General features: G+C 66.8%; 14 protein-coding genes. 10 read left to right on the forward strand and 4 right to left on the reverse strand.

What is annotated here, in order from left to right:
* The 9 genes from IFR23_RS09705 to IFR23_RS09745 form a co-directional block, all read left to right on the forward strand.
* Window positions 1–800: GNVR domain-containing protein (locus IFR23_RS09705; RefSeq protein WP_274599175.1), on the forward strand; the 800-nt coding region annotated here is incomplete at its 5' end.
* Window positions 801–807: 7 nt separating this feature from the next.
* A complete protein-coding gene (locus IFR23_RS09710) occupies window positions 808–1,860 on the forward strand; it encodes an AAA family ATPase (RefSeq protein WP_192975724.1) in 1,053 nt (350 codons plus the stop codon).
* Window positions 1,860–3,524 carry a hypothetical protein gene (locus IFR23_RS09715; protein ID WP_244655578.1) on the forward strand — a complete coding sequence of 555 codons (1,665 nt, stop codon included), beginning with the start codon at window positions 1,860–1,862 and terminating at the stop codon, window positions 3,522–3,524. The genes IFR23_RS09710 and IFR23_RS09715 overlap by 1 nt, the downstream gene beginning before the upstream one ends.
* 13 nt (window positions 3,525–3,537) lie before the next feature.
* The gene (locus tag IFR23_RS09720) at window positions 3,538–4,626 is read left to right on the forward strand and encodes an ExeA family protein (RefSeq protein ID WP_192975725.1); all 1,089 of its coding nucleotides are present in this window, start codon (window positions 3,538–3,540) and stop codon (window positions 4,624–4,626) included.
* The gene (locus tag IFR23_RS09725; protein WP_244655579.1) at window positions 4,627–5,472 is read left to right on the forward strand and encodes an XrtA system polysaccharide deacetylase; all 846 of its coding nucleotides are present in this window, start codon (window positions 4,627–4,629) and stop codon (window positions 5,470–5,472) included. It abuts the gene before it with no gap.
* Window positions 5,469–6,506 (forward strand): FemAB family XrtA/PEP-CTERM system-associated protein, encoded by a 1,038-nt coding sequence (locus tag IFR23_RS09730; protein ID WP_192975726.1) that lies wholly within the window; start codon window positions 5,469–5,471, stop codon window positions 6,504–6,506. The genes IFR23_RS09725 and IFR23_RS09730 overlap by 4 nt, the downstream gene beginning before the upstream one ends.
* Window positions 6,503–7,798 carry a glycosyltransferase gene (locus IFR23_RS20190; protein WP_342344923.1) on the forward strand — a complete coding sequence of 432 codons (1,296 nt, stop codon included), beginning with the start codon at window positions 6,503–6,505 and terminating at the stop codon, window positions 7,796–7,798. The genes IFR23_RS09730 and IFR23_RS20190 overlap by 4 nt, the downstream gene beginning before the upstream one ends.
* Entirely contained in the window at window positions 7,795–9,270 is a 1,476-nt protein-coding gene (gene xrtA / locus IFR23_RS09740; RefSeq protein ID WP_192975727.1) for an exosortase A, read from the forward strand. Before IFR23_RS20190 ends, xrtA begins: the two co-directional genes overlap by 4 nt.
* Entirely contained in the window at window positions 9,271–11,157 is a 1,887-nt protein-coding gene (locus IFR23_RS09745; protein ID WP_192975728.1) for an XrtA/PEP-CTERM system amidotransferase, read from the forward strand.
* 135 nt (window positions 11,158–11,292) lie between these two features.
* Here the strand turns inward: IFR23_RS09745 and IFR23_RS09750 are convergent, their stop codons facing one another.
* Both IFR23_RS09750 and IFR23_RS09755 read right to left on the reverse strand, forming a co-directional pair.
* Complete coding sequence (locus IFR23_RS09750; RefSeq protein WP_192975729.1) at window positions 11,293–12,963, reverse strand: formate--tetrahydrofolate ligase; 1,671 nt, start codon at window positions 12,961–12,963, stop codon at window positions 11,293–11,295.
* 108 nt (window positions 12,964–13,071) lie between these two features.
* Window positions 13,072–13,560: a DUF4142 domain-containing protein gene (locus IFR23_RS09755; protein ID WP_244655580.1), complete on the reverse strand. Its 489-nt coding sequence runs from the start codon at window positions 13,558–13,560 to the stop codon at window positions 13,072–13,074.
* Between the two features lie 303 nt (window positions 13,561–13,863).
* Here IFR23_RS09755 and IFR23_RS09760 point away from each other — a divergent pair, with 303 nt between their 5' ends.
* Window positions 13,864–15,459, forward strand: a complete 1,596-nt coding sequence (locus IFR23_RS09760) for an isocitrate lyase (protein WP_192975730.1) — start codon at window positions 13,864–13,866, stop codon at window positions 15,457–15,459.
* A gap of 184 nt (window positions 15,460–15,643) precedes the next feature.
* Here IFR23_RS09760 and IFR23_RS09765 read toward each other — a convergent pair whose 3' ends face one another.
* Window positions 15,644–18,766 carry a PAS domain-containing protein gene (locus IFR23_RS09765; protein WP_192975731.1) on the reverse strand — a complete coding sequence of 1,041 codons (3,123 nt, stop codon included), beginning with the start codon at window positions 18,764–18,766 and terminating at the stop codon, window positions 15,644–15,646.
* A 359-nt stretch (window positions 18,767–19,125) separates the two neighbouring features.
* Window positions 19,126–20,679, reverse strand: coding sequence for an aldehyde dehydrogenase (NADP(+)) (locus tag IFR23_RS09770; RefSeq protein ID WP_192975732.1), 1,554 nt, complete (start codon window positions 20,677–20,679; stop codon window positions 19,126–19,128).
* Window positions 20,680–20,857 lie beyond the last annotated feature (178 nt).

Consider the following 20,857-nt stretch of genomic DNA (forward strand, 5'->3'; position numbering starts at 1 on the left):
TGCCGGGCGCTGGTGGCGTCGCAGGCGCGGCCGGGCCGGCGCGGGCGCGGTTGCAGGCGATCCAGGGGCAGCTCGCCGATGCGCGGGCGCGGGGCTATACCGAGAACCATCCCGACGTGATCGCGCTGAAGAGCCAGCTCGCGGCGGCGACCGCGGCGGCACGCAGCGAGCCCCTGTCGGGCGGTGCGGCGGCCGGGAACGCGCAGAACCCGCTCTACGCGTCGCTACAGTCGATGGTCGCGGATCGCCAGGCTACCGTCGCCTCGCTTCGCATGCGGAAGAGCCAGTTGCAGGGCGACCTCGACCTGCTCAATTCGAAGCTGTCGGGCGATCCCGAGGTTGCCGCCGAGCAAGGGGCGATCGATCGCGACTATCAGGTGCTCAAGGATCAGTATGACGCGTTGCTGCGACAGCGCGAGCAGACTGCGCTGGTCGGTCAGGCGCAGTCGCAGAACGATCATGTGAAGTTCAGCGTGATCGATCCGCCGACGATGCCGCGCACGCCCAGCGCACCCAACCGGATGCTGCTGCTGTCGGGCGTGCTGATCGCAGGGCTCGGCGCGGGGATCGGTGCGGCGTTCGCGATGGGCCAGTTGCGGACGACGTTCCCAACGACCTCGCGGCTCGAAAAGGCGGCGGGGATGCCGGTGATCGGCTCGATCGGCGAAGTCGTGACTCGCGTGCAATCGAGCCAGCGTCGCCGCAAACTGACGATGTTCCTGGGCGGTACCGCCGCGCTGGGCGCCGCCTATGTCCTGTTGCTGGGGGTGGAAATCCTTCAGCGCGGGCTGGCGGCATAAAGGGGGCATGACCGTGACCAAACCCGTCCGCGAACCCTCGCTGCTCGAACGTGCGGCCAAGGTGTATGATTTCGGCGCACATGCGCGCGCACGCGGTGTCGTGGTGCCGGAAGCGCCCGTGGTCGAGACGCCAGTGGTCGAGACGTCAGTAGTCGAGACGCCCGCTGCCGCTCCTACCACGGCACCGGTCGCTGCTGCCGCGCGCGAACCGATCTTCGCGCCGTCGCACGAGTTCACCGATCCGACGTTCCTTGCTATCCCCGAGGAGCTGCGCGCGCCGATCGGCGACGAACTGCCGGACGAGTTCTACTTTCCCGAAGAGACGGGCGACACCGCGCGGATCGACCGCGGGATGCTCGCAGGCAACGGCATGATCGTGCCCGGCGCACCGGTCGGCCCGCTCGCCGAGGAATTCCGGCTGATCAAGCGCCAGTTGCTGATCTCCAGCACGCGCATCGCCGAAAGCGACAGCCCCGACAAGGCGCGGATGATCCTGGTGTGCTCGGCCCGTCCGGGCGACGGCAAGACGTTCTGCGCGGTCAACCTCGCGCTCTCGATCGCCGCCGAGCGCGATACCGAAGTGCTGCTGGTCGATGCCGACGTCGCCAAGCCCGATGTCGTCAAGCAGCTCGGGCTCGCCGATGGCCCCGGCCTGCTCGATGCGCTGAGCGACGTGCGCGTGGATGTCGAAGACTTCGTGATCCAGACCGACGTGGCGCATCTGTCGATCCTGCCCGCCGGGACCAAGACGACGATGGACACCGAACTGCTCGCCAGCGCGCGCACCAAGGCAGTGATCGCGCGGCTGCTTGAGGCGAACCCGCGCCGTGTCATCATCTTCGATTCGCCGCCCGCGCTCGCGGCCTCGCCTGCCGCCGTGCTGGCGATGCGCGTCGGGCAGGTGATGCTCGTCGTCCGCGCCGATCGCACGCCCGAAAACGAACTGCGCGCCGCGGTCAATCTTCTCGACGGGTGCGAGCATATCCAGCTCGTCCTCAACGCGGTATCCTTCGTCCAGGGCGGCGCGCGCTTCGGCAGCTATTACGGCCAGGAGGCCTGATGATGACCCAGCCAACCAGGCTGACGACCCGCGCACTCGCGCTGGCAGGCGGCACCGCCGTGCTGGCAACGCTGCTCGCGGCGCCCGCTGCGGCGCAGGCCGCGCGTCGCGTCACCATCAACCCGTATATCGAGGCCAGCCAGACGCTGTATGCCGATCTGAACGGTGGCGACGTGCTGACCTACACCAGCCTTGCGGCGGGCGTGGATGCCGCGATCGAGACTCAGCGTGTTTCGGGGCAGCTCAGCTATCGGTACGAGCGCCGCTTCGGCTGGGGCGACGACCTCGGCGACCAGGATATCCATTCCGGCCTCGCGCGCGTCGACGCCCGCGTCACGCGCAACCTGACGCTCGAAGCCGCCGGCATCGCCACGCGCGCGCGCTCGGACATCCGTGGCGCAGCGCCCGGCTTGCTCGTCGGCAACGTGGACAACGTCAGCCAGCTCTATTCGGTCTTCGCCGGCCCGAGCTTCACCGACACCTTCGGCCCGGTCGTGTTCAACGCGAACTACCGCCTCGGCTATACCAAGGTCGAGACGCCGACCTTCGGCGATACCGCGGTGGGCGGACGACGGCTCGATTATTATGACGATTCGATCGGCAACACCGCCACCGCCAGCGCGACCGTCGCACCCGGCAGCATCGCGCCGTTCGGCATCACGCTCAGCGGCGCGTATGACCGCGAGACCGCAAGCCAACTCAAACAACGCTACGAAGGTTATTACGGCCGCGGCGACATACTCCAGCCGATATCGCCCTATGTCGCGCTGACCGCGGGCGTCGGCTACGAGACGATCGAGACGAGCCAGAAGGACGCGGTCGTCGACGCGACCGGTACGCCGGTGCTCGACCGCGACGGCCGGTTCATCACCAACGCAGCGTCGCCGCGACGGATCGCCTACCGTACCGACGGGGTCTATTACGACGCGGGCGTGATCTGGCGGCCCAATCGCCGGACCTCGGTCGAGGCGCATGTCGGCAAGCGCTACGGCTCGCTCAGCTATACCGGCACGGCGACGTATCAGGCGTCGCAATCGGTTGGGCTCTCAGTCAACGTCTATGACGGCGTGCAGACCTTTGGGCGCCAACTCCGCACCGGCATCGGCAATCTGCCGACCAGCTTCCTGACCGGCCAGCAACAGGGCTTTGGCCAGCAGTTCAACGGATGCGTGTTCGGTACCACGGGCGCGGCGCCTGGCGGCTGCCTCAACGACGTGTTCCAGTCGATCTCGACCGCCAGCTACCGTGCGCGCGGCGTCGACGGCGTGATCGTCGCGACCCGTGGCCGATCGACCTTCGGTGCCGGCCTCGGCTATGCTAATCGCAAGCTGTACGCGCCCAATTTCGCGCCGGGCATCGTCGTCACCGGTATCGAGGATCAGAGCTATTACGGGCAGCTGTTCTACCAGCGCTCGTTGACGCAGGCCTCGGGCGTCAACGCCGACCTGTTTGCCAATTATTATGATCCCGGCGTGGCCAATATCGCCCCTGAAGACGTTTCTGGTGACGACGGCGTATGGTCGTACGGGGCGACGGGTACATACTACCACAATTTCGGGCGACTCGGCACAACCGCGTCGCTCGGGCTTTACAGCTTCAAGGTCGGTGATTTCGACAGCGAGTGGTCGGCGCAGGCGCTGATCGGCGCGCGGTACCAGTTCTGAAGGCGAGCAGCAGATGTACGACGAACATTATGGACTGACGGGTCGGCCGTTCCAGCTGACCCCCGATCCCAAATTCTGGTTCGAGACGGCCACGCACCGCAAGGCCATGGCGTATCTCGGCTATGGCCTGGCGCAGGGCGAGGGCTTCATCGTGATCACCGGCGATATCGGCGCGGGCAAGACGACGCTGGTCGGTCACCTGATGGACACGATCGATCACCAGCGGCTGAACGCGATCAAGCTGGTGTCGACCGCGATCGAGGCGGACGACCTGTTGCGGATCGTCGCGACCGAATTGCAGGTCGATCCTGCCGGGCTGACAAAGGCCGAACTGCTGACCGCGATCGAGCGCGGGCTGCACGCCGTGGCGCGGACCGGCAAGCGGACGCTGCTGATCGTCGACGAAGCGCAGGCTCTGCCGGTATCGGCGCTCGAAGAATTGCGGATGCTGTCGAACTTCCAGGCTGGCGGCCATGCGCTGTTGCAGATCGTCCTGCTCGGCCAGCCAGAATTCCGCGATCGGCTGCACGGGTCTGAGCGGCTCGAACAGCTGCGCCAGCGCGTCATCGCGATCCACCACCTTGATCCGATGGAGGAGCACGAGGTCTCCGAGTATCTTGCGCACCGGCTGTCCGTGGTCGGCTGGACGGGCAATCCCGACTTTGCCGACGATGCGTTTGCCGCGTTTTTCGCAGGGTCGGCAGGCGTTCCGCGGCGGCTGAACCTGCTCGCGGGTCGCGTCATGCTGTATGCGGCGATCGAGGATCTGACGGTCATCGATGCTGCGGTCGTACAGTCGGTACAGCGTGACCTGGAAGGCGACCTGCCGATGCTGGCGACCGATACGGGGAAGGGCGCCGCTGCGTCCGCGCCCGTCTCCGGTACCGCCGAGTCCATCGCAAAGCCGACGCCGGTGGCGGAGGCGGAGCGTACCGATCCCGCGATCGCGGACCGCATCGCTGCGCTCGAAGCGCGTGTCGAGTTGCAGGACAAGGCGCTTCGTCGCGTGCTGACGCTGCTGGTCGACTGGATCGAGAGTGACGACGACAAGCCGGAATATGCACCGATCCGCGGTGTGACGGCCTGGCACGACGCAGCGTAAATGACTGTTCTCAACGGCATGTCGGTCGACGTCGAGGACTGGTTTCAGGTCGGCGCGTTCGAGAAGGTCATCGACAAGGCGGACTGGGATTCGCTCCAGCCACGCGTCGAGGCGAACACCGATGCGGTCCTGGCGCTGTTCGCCGAACGGGAGACGAAGGCGACCTTCTTCACGCTGGGCTGGGTTGCGCACCGCTATCCGGCGCTGATCCGGCGGATCGTCGATGCGGGGCACGAGATCGCCAGCCATGGCTGGGACCACCAGCGCGTGTTCACGATGACGCCTGAGGTGTTTCGCGCTGACCTCGTGCGGGCACGGACCGCGATCGAGGATGCGGCGGGGGCGAAGGTCACCGGCTATCGTGCGCCGAGTTTCTCGATCGACCAGCGGACGCCCTGGGCGCATGTCGAGCTGGCGGAGGCGGGCTATGCCTATTCCTCCAGCGTCGCGCCGGTGAAGCACGATCATTACGGCTGGCTCGATGCTCCGCGCTACGGTTTCAAGCCGCTTGCGGACAGCGCGCTGATCGAGGTTCCGGTGACGGTCGCCAAGTTCGGTGAGCGCAAGCTTGCCACCGGGGGCGGGTTCTTTCGGCTGCTGCCCGCTGCGATCACCGATTTCGCCGTGCGGCAGGTCAACCGCGAAGACCGGCCGGCGATGTTCTACTTCCACCCGTGGGAGATCGACCCGTCGCAGCCGCGCGTCGAGCAGGCACCGATGCGGTCCAAGATCCGCCATTATTCGCGGCTTGGCGCGATGGCGGGCAAGTTGCGCGGGTTGCTTGGTCGTCATCAATGGGGCCGCGTCGATGCGGTCGTCGCGCGCGAAGCGGCCCGGCTGGCGTGACCGCACCGATGCCCGTCGGCGTGCGCGAGGCGGACCTTCGCGATGCGGGCGAGTGCGCGCGGATCACGGCGTTCGTCGACGCGACGGAGGGCGCGACGCCGTTCCACCTGCCGGCGTGGAGCCGTGCGGTGCAGGACGGATGCGGCCAGCGCGCGCGGTATCTCGTGTCCGAGGCCGGTAGCGCGATCGTCGGCGTGCTGCCACTGACCGAGATGCGCTCGCCGTTGTTCGGGCGTGCGCTGGTGTCGACCGGGTTTGGCGTCGATGGTGGCGTGCTTGGGGGAGCGGTCGAACCGCTTGCCGCTGGCGCGTGGAACCTTGCGCTGCGCATCGGATGCCCGTCGGTCGAACTGCGTGGCGGGGTTGCGCCGAACGGCTGGGATAGCGACGACGGCAGCTATCTCGGTTTCGCGCGCGATCTGGCGGCGGACGACGATGCCGAACTGCTCGCCATCCCGCGGAAGCAGCGCGCCGAAGTCCGCCGTGCGCTCGGATTCGACCTGGAGATCGTCACGGGCAACGATCGGAAACTACTTGCCGAGCACTACCGGGTCTATGCGGAATCGGTCCGCAATCTCGGTACGCCAGTATTTCCCGCAAAGCTCTTTCGTAGCGTTGCCAGCGCGATGGATGCGGATGTTCTCACCATCCGGCATGAAGGCAGGGCGGTCGCCAGCGTCCTGAGCCTGTATTTCAACGGTACGGTCTACCCCTATTGGGGCGGCGGGACCGACGCGGCGCGGGGACTTCGCGCCAATGACCGGATGTATTTCGCGCTGATGGCGCATGCACGGGCGCGCGGCTGCACGCGGTTCGACTTCGGGCGTTCGAAGACGGGGACGGGGGCGGCGGCGTTCAAGAAGAACTGGGGCTTCACGCCCGAGCCGCGGCTTTACGCCAAGCGCAGCAGCGGTCCCGCGCGCGAAGTGAACCCGCTCAATCCGAAATACGCGCTGATGGTGCGGACGTGGAAAAAGCTTCCCTTGTGGGCGGCGACCGCAGCAGGGCCGTGGATATCCCGAGGGCTGGGGTGAGCCTGCTCTTCCTCGCGCACCGCGTGCCGTTTCCGCCCGACCGCGGCGACAAGATCCGCAGCTTCCATATCCTGCAGTATCTGGCGCAGCGCACGCCGGTGCATCTGGTGGCGTTTGCCGATGACGAGGCGGACTTCGATCCGCCTGCTGTGTTCACCGACCTGCTGGCGAGCTGCACGATCATTCCGCGCGCGAAGTCACAGACGCGTGCCGCCATCGAAGCGCTCGCCACCGGCAAGCCGGTATCGCTGACCGCGTTCGCGCATCCGGCGATGCAGGCCGCTTTCGATCGGGTCGTGCCGCAGGTCGGCGGCGTCTATTGTTTCTCGGGTCAGATGGCGCAGTATCTGCCGGCTGGCGGGCCACCGGTCGTCATGGATTTCGTCGACATGGACTCCGCCAAGTTCGCGGGCTTCGCCGAGGAGGCGCGTGGCCCGATGCGGTGGATGATGCGCCGCGAGGCCCGCCTGCTGGGGGCTTTCGAGCGGGAGATTGCGTCACGGGTCTCTGCGAGCCTGTTCGTCAGCGAGGCCGAAGCGGCACTGTTTCGCGCGGGCTGTGCGGGCGGCCGCGTCCTAGCTGTCGAGAACGGGATCGACTCCGCGAATTTTGACCCTGCGGCGAGCGACCTCAACCTCGCAATTGGTCACCTCCCCGGCGGAGGCCGGGGCCCAATTGGTGAGGTTGCAGTAACGACGCGCAAACCTCGATTTTCGACGTCCCCCAATTGGACCCCGGCCTTCGCCGGGGGGGAGGGGATGAGCGAGGCCTATGACTTTCCTTCCATCGTCTTCACCGGCCAGATGGACTACCGCCCCAATATCGATGCGGTAACCTGGTTCGCACGCGACATCCTCCCGCTGATTTGCCGCTACCGTCCCGTGCAGTTCGCGATCGTCGGCCGCGCACCCACGCCGGCCGTGCAGGCACTGGCGAGCGACCACGTCACCGTCACCGGCGCAGTCGACGACGTCCGCGGCTGGCTTGCCGCTGCGGACGTCTGCGTCGCGCCGCTCAAACTCGCGCGCGGGATCCAGAACAAGGTGCTCGAGGCGATGGCGATGGCGCGTCCCGTGGTCGCCTCCGCCGCCGCCGCCGAGGGCATCGACCACGCCGGTACGATCCGCGTCGCCGAGACCGCCGCCGGGTTCGCCGCCAAGGTGATCGCGCTGCTCGAAGCCCCCGAGGACGCAGCGCGGCTCGGCGAGTCTGCCCGGGCGCAAGTCATCCGCCACTATGGCTGGGACGCGCGTCTCGCACCGCTCGACGCGCTGCTCGGTCTGTCTGCATGACCGCGTGGCGCCGGCACGGTATCGCGCTGGCGGTCGCGTTCGTCCTGATCCTGCTGACGTTCCGCAGCGACGTGCGCGATCTCGCGCATATCTGGTGGAACAGCACGACGTTCGGGCATTGCCTGTTCATCGGCCCGGTGATTGCCTGGCTCGTCTGGCAACGCCGCGCGGAACTCGCGCAACTCACGCCGACGGGGTGGTGGCCTGGCCTCGCGCTGATCGCGATCGGCGGGTTCGGCTGGCTGATGGGCGACGCCGCCTCGGTCGGTTTCGCGCGCCAGCTCGGACTCGTGATGATGCTGCAAGGCACGGTGGTCACGATCCTCGGGCCCAACGTCGCGCGCGGGCTCCTGTTTCCGCTCGGCTACGCGTTCTTCCTCGTGCCGTTCGGCGAAGGCCTCGAACCTCCGTTGCAGACCATCACAGTCGCGATCGTGATGCCGTTGCTCCATGTCGTCGGCGTGCCGGCGGTGGTCGACGGCGTGCTGATCCATGCCGGTCGCTATTATTTCGAGGTTGCCGAAGCGTGTTCGGGCGCCAAGTTCGTCATCGCGATGGTCGCGTTCGGCGTGCTGGTCGCCAACCTAAGCTTCGTGTCGTGGAAGCGCCGCGCAGTGTTCCTCGTGGTCTCGGTCGTCGTGCCCGTCATCGCCAACGGCTTTCGCGCGTTCGGGACGATCTGGGCGGCGGACCTGACGTCGGTCGAGGCTGCGACGGGCCTCGATCATATCGTCTATGGCTGGGTCTTCTTCGCGCTGGTCATGGCGGGCGTGCTGGCGATCGGCTGGCGCTGGTTCGATCGCGCGCCCGATGATCCCGCGTTCGATCCGGCGACGCTCCAGGCGACACCCCGTCACCGCATAGACCTCCCGGTCGCTACCGCGCTCGCGCTTGCGACGGTCGCGGTCTTCCCGCTGTGGAGCGCGGCGATCGCGAGTCGTCAGCAGGCGCTGCCCGCGCATATCGATCTCCCCGACATTGCCGGCTGGCACCGCGTCCCGGTCAGCACGCGCGCGCCCTGGACGCCCTATTACCCCGGCGCCGACCACTATCTGTTCGGTCGCTACGCCGACGCGTCGGGCGTGACCGTCGACGTGAGTATCGCCGTGTTCGGTAGCCAGCATGAAGGCAAGGAGCTGATCGCCTATGGCACGGGGGTCCTGCGGCAGGAGGACCGCTGGGTCCGGGTCGAGACCCTGCCCGCGATTTCGGGCGGTTCGGCGATGCGGATCACCGCGCCGGGCCCCGTAGAGCGGATCGTCGCGACGTGGTACCGGGTCGGCGACACGACCACGCAGGACGAGACGCTGGTGAAGATCGAGACGATGAAGGCGCGGCTGCTCGGCGGTCCGCAACGTGCGGTGGCGATCCACCTGTCGGTCGAGGGCGCCGACCCGCGTCCGATCGCGCGCTTCCTCGCCGCGTTGGGGCCGATCGGTACGGTCGCCGATCATGCCGCGGGGATGCGCTAGATGTGCGGCATCGCCGGGATCTTCCACCCGGGTACGCCCAAGCCGGTCGACCCCAATCGCGTCCATGCGATGATCGCCGCGCTGGCGCATCGGGGCCCCGACGGCGACGGTATCTGGACCGCGCCGGGCGTCGGGCTCGGCCACCGCCGGCTGTCGATCATCGACCTCGAAGGCTCGCCGCAGCCGATGTCCGACGGTACGCTGACGATCACCTACAACGGCGAAGTCTATAATTTCGCCGAACTGCGCGACGAACTGATCGCCAAGGGGGCGATCTTCCGGACGACGGGCGATACCGAAGTCCTGCTCCACGCCTGGCGCGCCTGGGGGCCGTCAATGCTCGACAGGTTGAACGGCATGTTCGCGTTCGGGATCCACGATTCCGCCGCGCACACGCTGTTCCTCGCGCGCGACCGGATGGGCGTGAAGCCGCTCTATTACGTCGAGCTCGCCGACGGCTCGCTCGCCTTCGCGTCCGAACTGAAGGGCCTGCTCGCGCATCCGCAACTCCGGCGCGTGCCCGATTTGAGCGCAGTCGAGGATTACCTTGCGCTGGGCTACGTCCCCGATGATTCCTGCATCGTCGCCGGCGTGAAGAAGCTGGCGGCGGGGCATTTCCTGCTGGTCGAGCGCGGTCGCGCGGTGCGGCAACCGCGTAAATGGTGGGACATCGATTTCTCCAACCGCGCGACCGGCTCTGCAAAGGCACTCGGCGAGGAACTGGTCGACCGGATGCGCGCGGGCGTACGCTCGCGGATGGTCGCCGACGTGCCGCTCGGCGCATTCCTGTCGGGCGGGGTGGACAGCTCTGCGGTGGTCGCGCTGATGGCCGAGGCGAGCCCCAAGGCGGTCCGCACCTGCACGATCGGCTTCGACGAAGCCGGGCATGACGAGCGCGGCTTCGCCACCACCGTCGCGCGCCGGTTCGCCACCGATCACCGCGAGCGGGTGGTCCAGTCGGGCGACGTATCGCTGATCGACACGCTCGTCGCGAGCTTCGACGAACCCTTCGCCGACGCCTCTGCGCTGTCGACGTACCAGGTCTGCGCGCTGGCCCGCGAAAGCGTCACCGTCGCGCTGTCGGGCGACGGCGCGGACGAAGCGCTCGCCGGCTACCGTCGCTACAAATTCCAGTCCGTAGAGGAGCGCGTCCGCGGCCTGCTTCCGGCGCATTTGCGCGCGGACGTGTTCGGGACGCTTGGCCGCTGGTATCCGAAAGCCGATTGGGCACCGCGTCCGCTGCGCGCGAAATCGACGTTGCTCGCGCTCGCGCAGGGTGGCGGCGAGGCGTATGCGCGATCGGTCGGCGTCACCACGCCCGAGTTGCGCGCGCACCTGTTTACACCCGGTGCCCGCGCCACGCTCGGTGGGTACCGTGCCGAAGACCGCTACGTCGCGACGATGGCGAACGCGCCGGCGCGCGATGCGATCGACCGCGCGCAATATGCCGACATTAAGCACTGGCTGCCCGGTGACATCCTCACCAAGGTCGACCGGACCAGCATGGCGGTCGGGCTGGAGGCGCGCGAGCCGTTGCTCGATCACCGCCTGATCGAGTTCTGCGCGACGCTGCCGGCGGCCATGCGGTTGCGGCACGGCGAGGGCAAATGGCTGATGAAGAAGGCGATGGAGCCGTATCTGCCGCGTGAGATCCTCTATCGGCAGAAAATGGGTTTCGTGACGCCGATCAGCGCGTGGTTCCGCGAGACGCTGGCTGGGGAGGCGTCGGCTTTGGCTAAGTCGCGCACGCTTGGCGAGACGGGGTGGTTCGACATGGCGACGATTGCGCGGATCGCCGATGAGCACCGCATGGGCCGGGTCGAGCATGGCCGGACCTTGTGGCAGTTCGTGATGCTCGAGCGATCGATGAAGCGGATGTTCGGGTAACTTCTGATCCTCCCCCGCAAGGGGGAAGTGTTGCCGAAGGTGACGGAGGGGAGGACACGGAACAGTCGTTCCGCGTGCCTCCCCCTCCGTCTGGCAAGTGCCAGCCACCTCCCCCTCGCGGGGGAGGATTCAGCCTTAAAACAACCCCTCGATCAGCCCGTCCTCATTAAGGCGGATCGCCTCCGCCGCGGGCACGCGCGGGAGGCCGGGCATCGTCATGATCTCGCCGCAGATCGCGACCACGAAGCCGGCGCCGGCCGCGAGGCGTACTTCGCGTACCGGCACGATGTGGCCGGTCGGTGCGCCAAGCAACGCCGGATCGGTAGAGAAGCTGTACTGCGTCTTGGCGAGGCAGACGGGCAGGTGGCCGTAACCCGCATTCTCCCAGCGCTTGAGTTGTGCCAGCACGCTCGGCTCGGCAACCGCATGTTCGGCGCGGTAGATGCGGCGGGCGACGGTGTCGATCTTGTCGAACAACGAGAGTTCGTCACCGTAGATCGGCGCGAAACCGCCGCCATGTGTCTCGCAGATCTCGGCGACCGCGTCGGCCAGCTCGACCGCGCCTGCGCCGCCCTCCGCCCAATGCCGGCACAGGATCGCACGCGAACCGTGCTGCGCGGCGGCCTCGACGATAGCGGCGATCTCGGCGTCGCTGTCGGTGTAGAAATGGTTGATCGCGACGATTGCGGGAACGCCGAACTGGCGGATGTTCTCGATGTGACGGACGAGGTTGACCGCGCCACGCCGAACCGCTTCGACATTCTCTTGCGCGAGGTCAGCCTTCGCCACGCCGCCGTTCATTTTCAGCGCACGGGCGGTCGCGACAATCACGACCGCGTCGGGGGCGAGACCCGCCTGACGACATTTGATGTCGAAGAACTTCTCCGCGCCAAGATCCGCACCGAATCCCGCTTCGGTCACCACGTAATCGCCAAGCGACAGGGCGGCGCGCGTGGCGATCACCGAGTTGCAACCATGCGCGATGTTGGCGAACGGCCCGCCATGGAGGAACGCCGGCGTGCCTTCGAGCGACTGGACGAGGTTGGGCTTGATCGCCTCCGCGAGCAGCACCGCCATCGCGCCGTCCGCCTTCAGGTCACGCGCGGTGATCGGCGAGCGGTCGCGGGTGTAGGCGACGACGATATCGCCGAGCCTGCGCTCCATGTCCGCCAAGTCGTTGGCAAGACAGAGGATCGCCATCACTTCGGAGGCGACGGTGATGTCGAAGCCCGATTCGCGCGGATAGCCGTTGGCGACGCCACCGATCGACTGGACGATGTTGCGAAGTGCGCGGTCGTTCATGTCGAGCACGCGGCGCCAGACGACGCGGCGGACGTCGATCTGGAGCGCGTTGCCCCAGTGGATATGGTTGTCGATCATTGCCGCGAGGAGATTGTGGGCGGCGGTGATCGCGTGGAAATCACCGGTGAAATGGAGGTTGATGTCCTCCATCGGCGCGACCTGCGCGCGACCGCCCCCGGTCGCGCCGCCCTTGGTGCCGAAGCATGGCCCGAGCGATGGTTCGCGAAGCGCCAGCACCGCCTTGCGGCCGGTATGGCGGAGCGCGTCGGCGAGACCGATCGAGGTGGTGGTCTTGCCTTCGCCGGCCGGAGTCGGATTGATCGCGGTGACCAGGATCAGGCGTCCGCCCTTGCCCTTCTCGCGCGTTTCGAGCCAGTCGAGCGAGATCTTCGCCTTGAACCGACCATAGGGCTCGATCGCCGCATCCGGAATCCCGAGGCCGTCTGCGATGGCGGCGATGGGGCGCAGTGCGACGCTGCGGGCGATGGCGATATCGGTGTCCATGTCGCACGCCTAGCCGTGGAACGATCCGCTTTCCAGACGGCTAAACGATGAAACGTCGAACGGCGCCCGCGTACCAACGCGGACGCCGTCGATGTCGTACGACCTGCGTTACATCGATTGCAGTTCGGTGATGTGCGTCTGGACGACCGGCACGATCCCCGCCGCGACCGTCTTCAGGCCGGGGACGGTACCATTTGCCGCATAGCCCTGCTGCAACGCCAATGCCTTCTCATGCGCTGCCTTTTGCTGCGTCACGTAAAGCCGGTCACGCGCGGTACCCTTGGCGGCACGCAGCGCTGCGACGTTCTTGGCGCCGACTGCATCGAGCTTGGGCGGGGTGACTTTGACATGCGCCGCGGTTGCCGCTGCCTTCACGTCGGCAGTGCTCTTGGTGTGATCCGTGACCATCATCTGCGCGAACGACTTCAACTTCGGATTCGTCGTCGTCGCCAGGACGAGCTGGCTCGATGTCTTCTCGTACAGATCGCTTGCGCCCGCCTTCATGACATAGGTCGAGGCTGGGATCGGGGCCTGAGCAGACAGTGCGTAAGCGGGCAATGCTATCAATATGGCTGCGGTATAAAAGCGATTCATCATCTTCTCTCCTTGGCGGATATCGTTCGGTCGCCGTTGCCAGAACTTCGACCGCACGATCCGAACTGAGCGAACAACTGTACCGAGCGCGCTAATGTTCCGGTCATTACCGGATCATTCGGGGATCTTGATTTGGGTCATGACGGAACTGCCTCGAGCAGCATCCGCGGTGTAACGAAGTTTACACATCGACAGGCAAATTTACGCGTCGGTGACAGGCCGACCTCGATTTCGCGCGGTTGTAGCTCCAGACTCGTGTCAACAACTCTACACGCCGATCATTGCAGCAGCAGACGAGGATCGCCCGTGACCTACCAGACCCACATCGCCCAGTTGTCCAACCTCATCGCCGACCAGAACGGCACGTGGGACGCGATCTCGCCGGAGTCCGTCGCGCGGATGCGGCTGCAGAACCGGTTCACCACCGGGCTCGACATCGCGCGCTATACCGCGGCGATCATGCGCAAGGACATGGCGGCCTATGACGCGGATCCGGCGCACTACACGCAGTCGCTCGGTTGCTGGCACGGGTTCATCGCGCAGCAGAAGATGATCAGCATCAAGAAGCATTTCGGCACCACCGACCGCCGGTATCTTTACCTCTCCGGCTGGATGGTCGCGGCGATGCGGAGCGAATTCGGCCCGCTGCCCGATCAGTCGATGCACGAGAAGACCAGCGTTCCCGCGCTGATCGAGGAACTCTACACCTTCCTCCGTCAGGCCGATGCGCGCGAGTTGGGCATGATGTTCCGCGACGTCGACGCCGCGCGCGCCGCGGGCAACGCGATCGAGGAACAGCGCCTGCTCAACGCGATCGAGAACCACCAGACGCACGTCGTGCCGATCATCGCCGACATCGATGCGGGTTTCGGCAATGCGGAGGCGACGTATCTGCTCGCGCGGAAGATGATCGAGGCGGGGGCCTGCGCGCTCCAGATCGAGAATCAGGTCAGCGACGAGAAGCAGTGCGGCCACCAGGACGGCAAGGTCACCGTGCCGCACGAGGACTTCCTCGCGAAGGTCCGCGCGTGCCGCTACGCCTTCCTCGAACTCGGCGTCGAGGACGGCATCATCGTCACGCGCACCGACTCGCTCGGCGCCGGCCTGACCAAGCAGATCGCGGTCAGCAAGGAAGCGGGCGACCTCGGCGACCAGTATAACTCATACCTGGATTGCGAGGAGATCGATCCGGCGACCGCGCAGAACGGCGACGTCATCCTCAACCGGGACGGCAAGCTGTTGCGCCCCAAGCGCCTGCCGTCGAACCTGTTCCAGTTCCGCGCGGGGACCGGCGAGGATCGCTGCGTAATGGACTGCATCGCCTCGCTACAGAACGGCGCGGACCTGCTGTGGATCGAGACCGAGAAGCCGCATATCGAGCAGATCGCGGGCATGGTCGACCGCATCCGCGAGGTCGTTCCGAACGCGAAGCTCGTCTACAACAACTCGCCAAGCTTCAACTGGACGTTGAACTTCCGCCAGCAGGTGTTCGATGCCTGGTCGGCGGCGGGTGATGACGTCTCGGCCTATGATCGCGCGCGGTTGATGAGTGTCGATTACGACGGCACCAAGCTCGCGGACGAAGCAGACGAACGCATCCGTACCTTCCAGGCGGACTCAGCGAAGCGGGCGGGAATCTTCCACCATCTGATCACGCTGCCGACGTATCACACGGCGGCGCTTTCGACCGACAATCTCGCCAAGGAGTATTTCGGCGATGCGGGGATGCTCGGCTATGTGAAGGGCGTCCAGCGCAAGGAAATCCGCGAGGGGATCGCCTGCGTGAAGCATCAGAACATGTCCGGCTCGGATCTCGGCGACGACCATAAGGAGTATTTCGCGGGTGAGGCGGCTCTGAAGGCTGGCGGCGCGCATAATACGATGAACCAGTTCGCGGCGTGATGCCCAAGCCGGAGCGAAAGCTCCGGCGCGGATCCGGCATCACGCCCGGCCGGCGGGGCCAAAAGCCCCGTCCGACGACGCGGCTTTGCCGCGGCGCTAAGCTTCAGGAATGTTCGCGGAAACAGGTGGTCCTTCCGACGATCCTCCCCTTGACTGGGGAGGGTCGTCAAACTCTCGACCTACTTCACTCCGCCGGGTCCACCCGGTCCGCCGCAAGCGGTTCCGCCAGCGCCGTCTCACCCAGCGATGCCAGCACCGCCGCCGTCAGCGCATCGAGCCCATACGGCTTCTCCAGCATTATCGCATCCGTATCGCCCTCAACCGACGCGGTGTCGCCGCTCGCGAAGACGATCCCAACACCCGGCCGCAGCGCGCGCGCGGTGCGGGCGAAGTCCGGTCCAGACACGCCGGGCAGGTTGATGTCGGTCACCAGCGCGTCGATCGGCACAGTCTGAAGCGCGGTCATCGCGTCCTCCGCGCTCGCCGCGTCGACCACCACGAAGCCGCTGCCTTGCAGCATCTTGGCGGTGTTCGCGCGGATCATCTCGTCGTCCTCGACCAGCAGGACGGTGCGCCGTGCCGACGCGTCCAGCCGTCGCTCCGCCTCGATCCGCGCATCGCGGGCGCTCTTCGCGGCAGGCGTGTCGCCGCGTTGCCGATTGGCGAGCACTTCGCGGAATTTCCGCGCCAGCGCCTCGCGCGAATACGGCTTAGACAGCAGGTCGACGCCGGCATCGAGCTTGCCGCCGTGGACGATCGAATTCTCGGTATAGCCCGACGTGAACAGCACCACGAGATTGGGCAGCCGCTCCTTCGCCTTGCGCGCGAGTTCCGGGCTTTTCAGCGTTCCGGGCATCACCACGTCGGTGAACAGGATGTCGATCGGCACGCCGCTTTCGACGACGTTGAGCGCGCTGGCCGCATCGACCGACTTCAGGACGCTGTAGCCGAGATCGGTCAGCAGTTCGACGACGGTGGTGCGAACCTCGTCGTCGTCCTCGACCACCAGCACCGTCTCCGTGCCGCCGCAGATCGGCCCCGCATCGGCGACGACCTCGACGTCCTCGCTCTCCATCGCGCGCGGCAGGTAGAGCTTGATCGTAGTGCCTTCGCCGACCTCCGAATAGATCTTCACATGCCCGCCGGACTGTTTGACGAAGCCATAGACCATCGACAGGCCGAGGCCCGAGCCCTTGCCTTCGCTCTTGGTCGAGAAGAACGGTTCGAACACCTTCTCGATGATTTCCGGGCTCATGCCGCTGCCGGTGTCTGACACCGCGAGCAGGACGTACTGCCCGGCTTCGACCTCCTCGTGGCTGCGCGCATAGGCGTCGTCGAGGTGGGCGTTGCCGAGCTCGATAGTGAGTTTGCCCTGGCCCTCCATCGCGTCGCGCGCGTTGATCGCGAGGTTGAGCAGCGCGTTCTCGATCTGCGCGGGGTCGATGAAGGTGTTCCAGAGGCCACCGCCGACCACCGTCTCGATCTCGACGCCTTCGCCGATCGCGCGCCGCAACATGTCGTCCATCCCGCGTACGAACCGCGTGACGTTGACGACCTTGGGCTCAAGCGCCTGGCGACGCCCGAACGCGAGCAGCTGCGAGGCGAGCTTCGAGCCGCGCGTGACGCCGGCCATCGCGTTGGCGACCCAGCGCTCCGCACGCTCGTTGCCGGCGAGGTTCTTGCCGAGCAGCTGGAGATTGCCCGAGACGACCTGGAGCAGATTGTTGAAGTCGTGCGCGACGCCGCCGGTGAGTTTGCCGACGGTCTCCATCTTCTGCGACTGCGCGAGCTTGGCTTCGGCCTCTCGGCGTTCGCCGATCTCGGCGATAACGCGCGCCTCCAACGTTTCGTTGAGCTGGCGGAGTTGATCCTCGGCGCGCTCGCGGTGGCGGACCTGGCGGGCAAGCGCTTCGGCCTGTTCGCGCAAGGCCGCTTCGGCGGCGCGCTGGTGCGTGATGTCGGTGTGGACGCCGACCCATTCGATGACATCGCCGGCCGAATCGAGGATCGGCAGGCTGCGGACCGCGAACGTTCGCCAAGCTCCGCAATGGCGGCGGACGCGGTGTTCGAACACGAACATCGACTTGTTCAGGACGGCGGTGGTCCACGCCTTGATCGTCGATGCGACGTCGTCGGGGTGGATCGCGTCGGCCCAGCCGAAATTCTGGTATTCGTCGATCGACTGGCCGGTGAGCGTCGCCCAGCCAGGTTGCTCGCCGATCATCCGGCCGTCGGGGCTGTTGGTCCAGAGCACGCCGTGGACCGCATCCATCGCGGTGCGGAAGCGGCCGTTGCTGATGCCGAGTGCGGCCTCGCGTTCGGCGCGATCCTCGACGTCGATCCCGAGCACGTAGATGCCGGCGACCGAGCCGTCCGCCTGGACATGCGGAACGTAGCGGAATTCGGAGCGGCGCGGACGGCCGTCGCGGTGCGGGAAGACGGTCTGCGCGATGAAGCTCTCGCCGGCAAGCGCACGCTCGAACGAAGGGCGACGATCCTGGTAGACCGTATCGCCGAGCACTTCGCGGACAGGCTTCCCGATCATCGTCTCGGGCGCGACGCCGAGCCATTCGTCATATTGCGCGTTGGCGAGACGGTAGACGTGGTCGCGGTCTATGTACGAGATCAGCATCGGCACGGCGTCGGTGACGCGGCGGAGTTCGGCTTCGCTGGCGGCGAGGCGGTGCTCGGCTTCGACTCGGCCGCTATTGTCGACCATCGTGCACAGGACGCCGCCGACGGTCCCGCCCGCGCAGTAGACAGGCGTGTAGAACAGGTCGAGCGTCAGCGTTTCCGGGCCGTCGGGGCGCCGGAACAGGATCGGCTGGTCGCGGTAGGCGATGGTCTCGCCACGCAAGCCTGCTTCGAGGACCGCGCGGTTCCAGTCCCACACCTCGGGAAACGCGGTCGCGACCGGGCTGCCAAGCGCGGCGGGGTGGCGGTCTCCTGCGACGGCGCGGTAGCTGTCGTTGTAGAGCATGATGTGCTCGGGCCCCCACATCACGACCTTGGCGACGGGCGAGTTGAGGATGTTGGCGAGCGTGACGCGGAGTTCGGCGGGCCACGAGTCGATCGGGCCGAGCGACGTCGCGCTCCAGTCGCGCTGGCGGACGAGCATACCGCATTCGCCGCCGCCGATCAGAATTTCCGCTGGTGCTGCCGAGGCAGCGTCGCGGTCGCGCATCTGTTGGAGCGCGGTGCGGACGATCGCGGCGGCGTCGCCATGCCCTCCGTCGGTCAATTCGTCGATGTAGCTGCCGAGGTCTGCGGGCAGGGAAATGGTGCGCGACGAGTCAGGCGTTGTCATGCCGGACTAGTGAGTATCGCGCGCGCGCGTGTCAATGATTAGGGGGGCTTGGGGAGGGGGCGGATCGCGCATCCATCCGGGCATACCCTCCCAGCACCACCCCGGCGAAGGCCGGGGCCCAGTTGGGGGACGTTGCTAACGGAGCGTTGCCCTTCGTTACAACCACCTTTCCAACTGGGTCCCGGCCTTCGCCGGGGTGGTGGCCGGTAAGCCGGGATGGTGGCCAGTAAAATTCGTTCGACCCCAAGCATGTTTCCCCGCGAAGGCGGGGACCCAGACTGGGCTCCCGCCTTCGCGGGAGAACAAGGAAGAGGGGGCCGCCCTGCGACGGCACCACCTTCCTCGTACTCTCGAGTCGATCAGCCCTCGGTGCGCGGCAGGCCCAGCGGGTTGTCGTGCTTGACCGCCTTCGGCAGCAGTACGTCGGGCAGGTCCTGGTAGCAGACCGGGCGCAGGAAGCGCTCGATCGCCGCCGTACCGACCGAGGTCGTGCGCGGGTCCGACGTTGCGGGGAAAGGCCCACCATGCACCATCGCAGGAGCAACCTCGACGCCAGTCGGCCAGCCGTTCGCGAGGATGCGACCGGCCTTGCGCTCGAGCACCGGCACCAGCGTCGCAGCGTCGGCATAATCGCCTTCGTCGATCTGCAGCGTGATCGTCAGCTGACCCTCGACCTGTTCGAGAACCTGGCGGACCTCGGCGAGGTCGGCGCAGCGGACGATGATCGAGGCAGCCCCGAACACTTCGTGCGACAGCGCGGGGTCGGCGACGAACGCCTTGCCGGTGGTCGAGAACAACGCCGCACGACCGCGGTTTGCGCCCTCGGCCTCGGTGCCGCGGGCGAGCGTCTCGACCGCATCGTGACCGGCAAGCGCGGCGACGCCCTTGTCGTAGCTGGCATGGATGCCGGGGGTCAGCATGACCTGTGGCGCAGCCTCGCCAAGCGCAGCCGCGGCTGCTTCGACGAAGGTGTCGAGATCAGGGCCATCGACCGCGACGACGATGCCGGGGTTGGTGCAGAACTGGCCCGAGCCCATCGTCAGCGAGCCGACATAGGCCTTTCCGAGCGCTTCGCCGCGCGCCGCAAGCGCCGCGGGGAACAGGATTACGGGGTTGACGCTGCTCATCTCGGCATAGACCGGGATCGGCTCGGGACGCGCTGCGGCGAGTGCGACCAGCGCAAGACCACCGCCGCGCGAGCCGGTGAAGCCGACCGCCTTGATGCGCGCGTCCTTGACGAGTGCTGCGCCGAGTTCGTTCGCCGGACCCTGGACCAGCGAGAACACGCCTTCGGGCAGGCCGCACTTGGCGACCGCGGCCTGGATCGCCTTGCCGACCATCACCGACGTGCCGGGATGCGCTGGGTGGCCCTTGACCACGACCGGGCAACCGGCGGCGAGTGCGGACGCGGTGTCGCCGCCAGCGACCGAGAAGGCCAGCGGGAAGTTCGAGGCGCCGAACACCGCGACCGGGCCGACCGCGATGCGGCGCTGGCGTAGGTCGGAGCGGGGGGCCGGCTTACGATCGGGCTGTGCTTCGTCGATGATGACCGAGGCCCAGGTGCCGGCGCGGAGATGCTTGGCGAACAGGCGGAGCTGGCCGGTGGTACGGCCGCGCTCGCCTTCGAGGCGTGGGCGGGGCAAGCCGCTTTCCTGGATCGCACGCGCGACGAGCGGCTCGTGGATCGCCTCGATCTCGTCGGCGATCGTCTCGAGGAATTTCGCGCGCGTTTCGGGATCGGTTTCGCGGAAGGTATCGAACGCTGCTTCGGCGAGCTTGCACGCCTCGGCGACATCGGCCTCGCTCGATACGGCGAAGGCGGGTTCGATCTTCGCGTCGGTCGACGGATCGATCGCGAGGAAGGTGACGTCGCTGCTTACGGCGCGCGCGCCGATCGGGAAGGTACCGTCCATGTCAAATCTCCAGGCGTTCGGAGCGGTCCTGCCGATCGAGGGCAGGACCGCGAATGATGCTGGCCATGAAGTAAGGTTGGGAGCGATAACACGCAACCCAAGCTTGCTCCGACGGTGATGTGCCCGATGATATCGATTGCAGGCTGATTATCCCGCATTCCCCTGCTAGACGTCGGTG

Origin of the sequence: Sphingomonas sp. CFBP 13603 (genome assembly GCF_014892665.1) — a bacterium.
GTDB lineage: Bacteria > Pseudomonadota > Alphaproteobacteria > Sphingomonadales > Sphingomonadaceae > Sphingomonas.

What these genes read in the sequence shown, in the direction of transcription:
- IFR23_RS09710 (WP_192975724.1), top strand. Translation starts at nt 808, where the DNA reads ATGACCGTGACCAAACCCGTCCGCGAACCCTCGCTGCTCGAACGTGCG.
- IFR23_RS09715 (WP_244655578.1), top strand. Translation starts at nt 1,860, where the DNA reads ATGATGACCCAGCCAACCAGGCTGACGACCCGCGCACTCGCGCTGGCA.
- IFR23_RS09720 (WP_192975725.1), top strand. Translation starts at nt 3,538, where the DNA reads ATGTACGACGAACATTATGGACTGACGGGTCGGCCGTTCCAGCTGACC.
- IFR23_RS09725 (WP_244655579.1), top strand. Translation starts at nt 4,627, where the DNA reads ATGACTGTTCTCAACGGCATGTCGGTCGACGTCGAGGACTGGTTTCAG.
- xrtA (WP_192975727.1), top strand. Translation starts at nt 7,795, where the DNA reads ATGACCGCGTGGCGCCGGCACGGTATCGCGCTGGCGGTCGCGTTCGTC.
- IFR23_RS09745 (WP_192975728.1), top strand. Translation starts at nt 9,271, where the DNA reads ATGTGCGGCATCGCCGGGATCTTCCACCCGGGTACGCCCAAGCCGGTC.
- IFR23_RS09750 (WP_192975729.1), bottom strand. Translation starts at nt 12,963, where the DNA reads ATGGACACCGATATCGCCATCGCCCGCAGCGTCGCACTGCGCCCCATC.
- IFR23_RS09755 (WP_244655580.1), bottom strand. Translation starts at nt 13,560, where the DNA reads ATGATGAATCGCTTTTATACCGCAGCCATATTGATAGCATTGCCCGCT.
- IFR23_RS09765 (WP_192975731.1), bottom strand. Translation starts at nt 18,766, where the DNA reads ATGACAACGCCTGACTCGTCGCGCACCATTTCCCTGCCCGCAGACCTC.
- IFR23_RS09770 (WP_192975732.1), bottom strand. Translation starts at nt 20,679, where the DNA reads ATGGACGGTACCTTCCCGATCGGCGCGCGCGCCGTAAGCAGCGACGTC.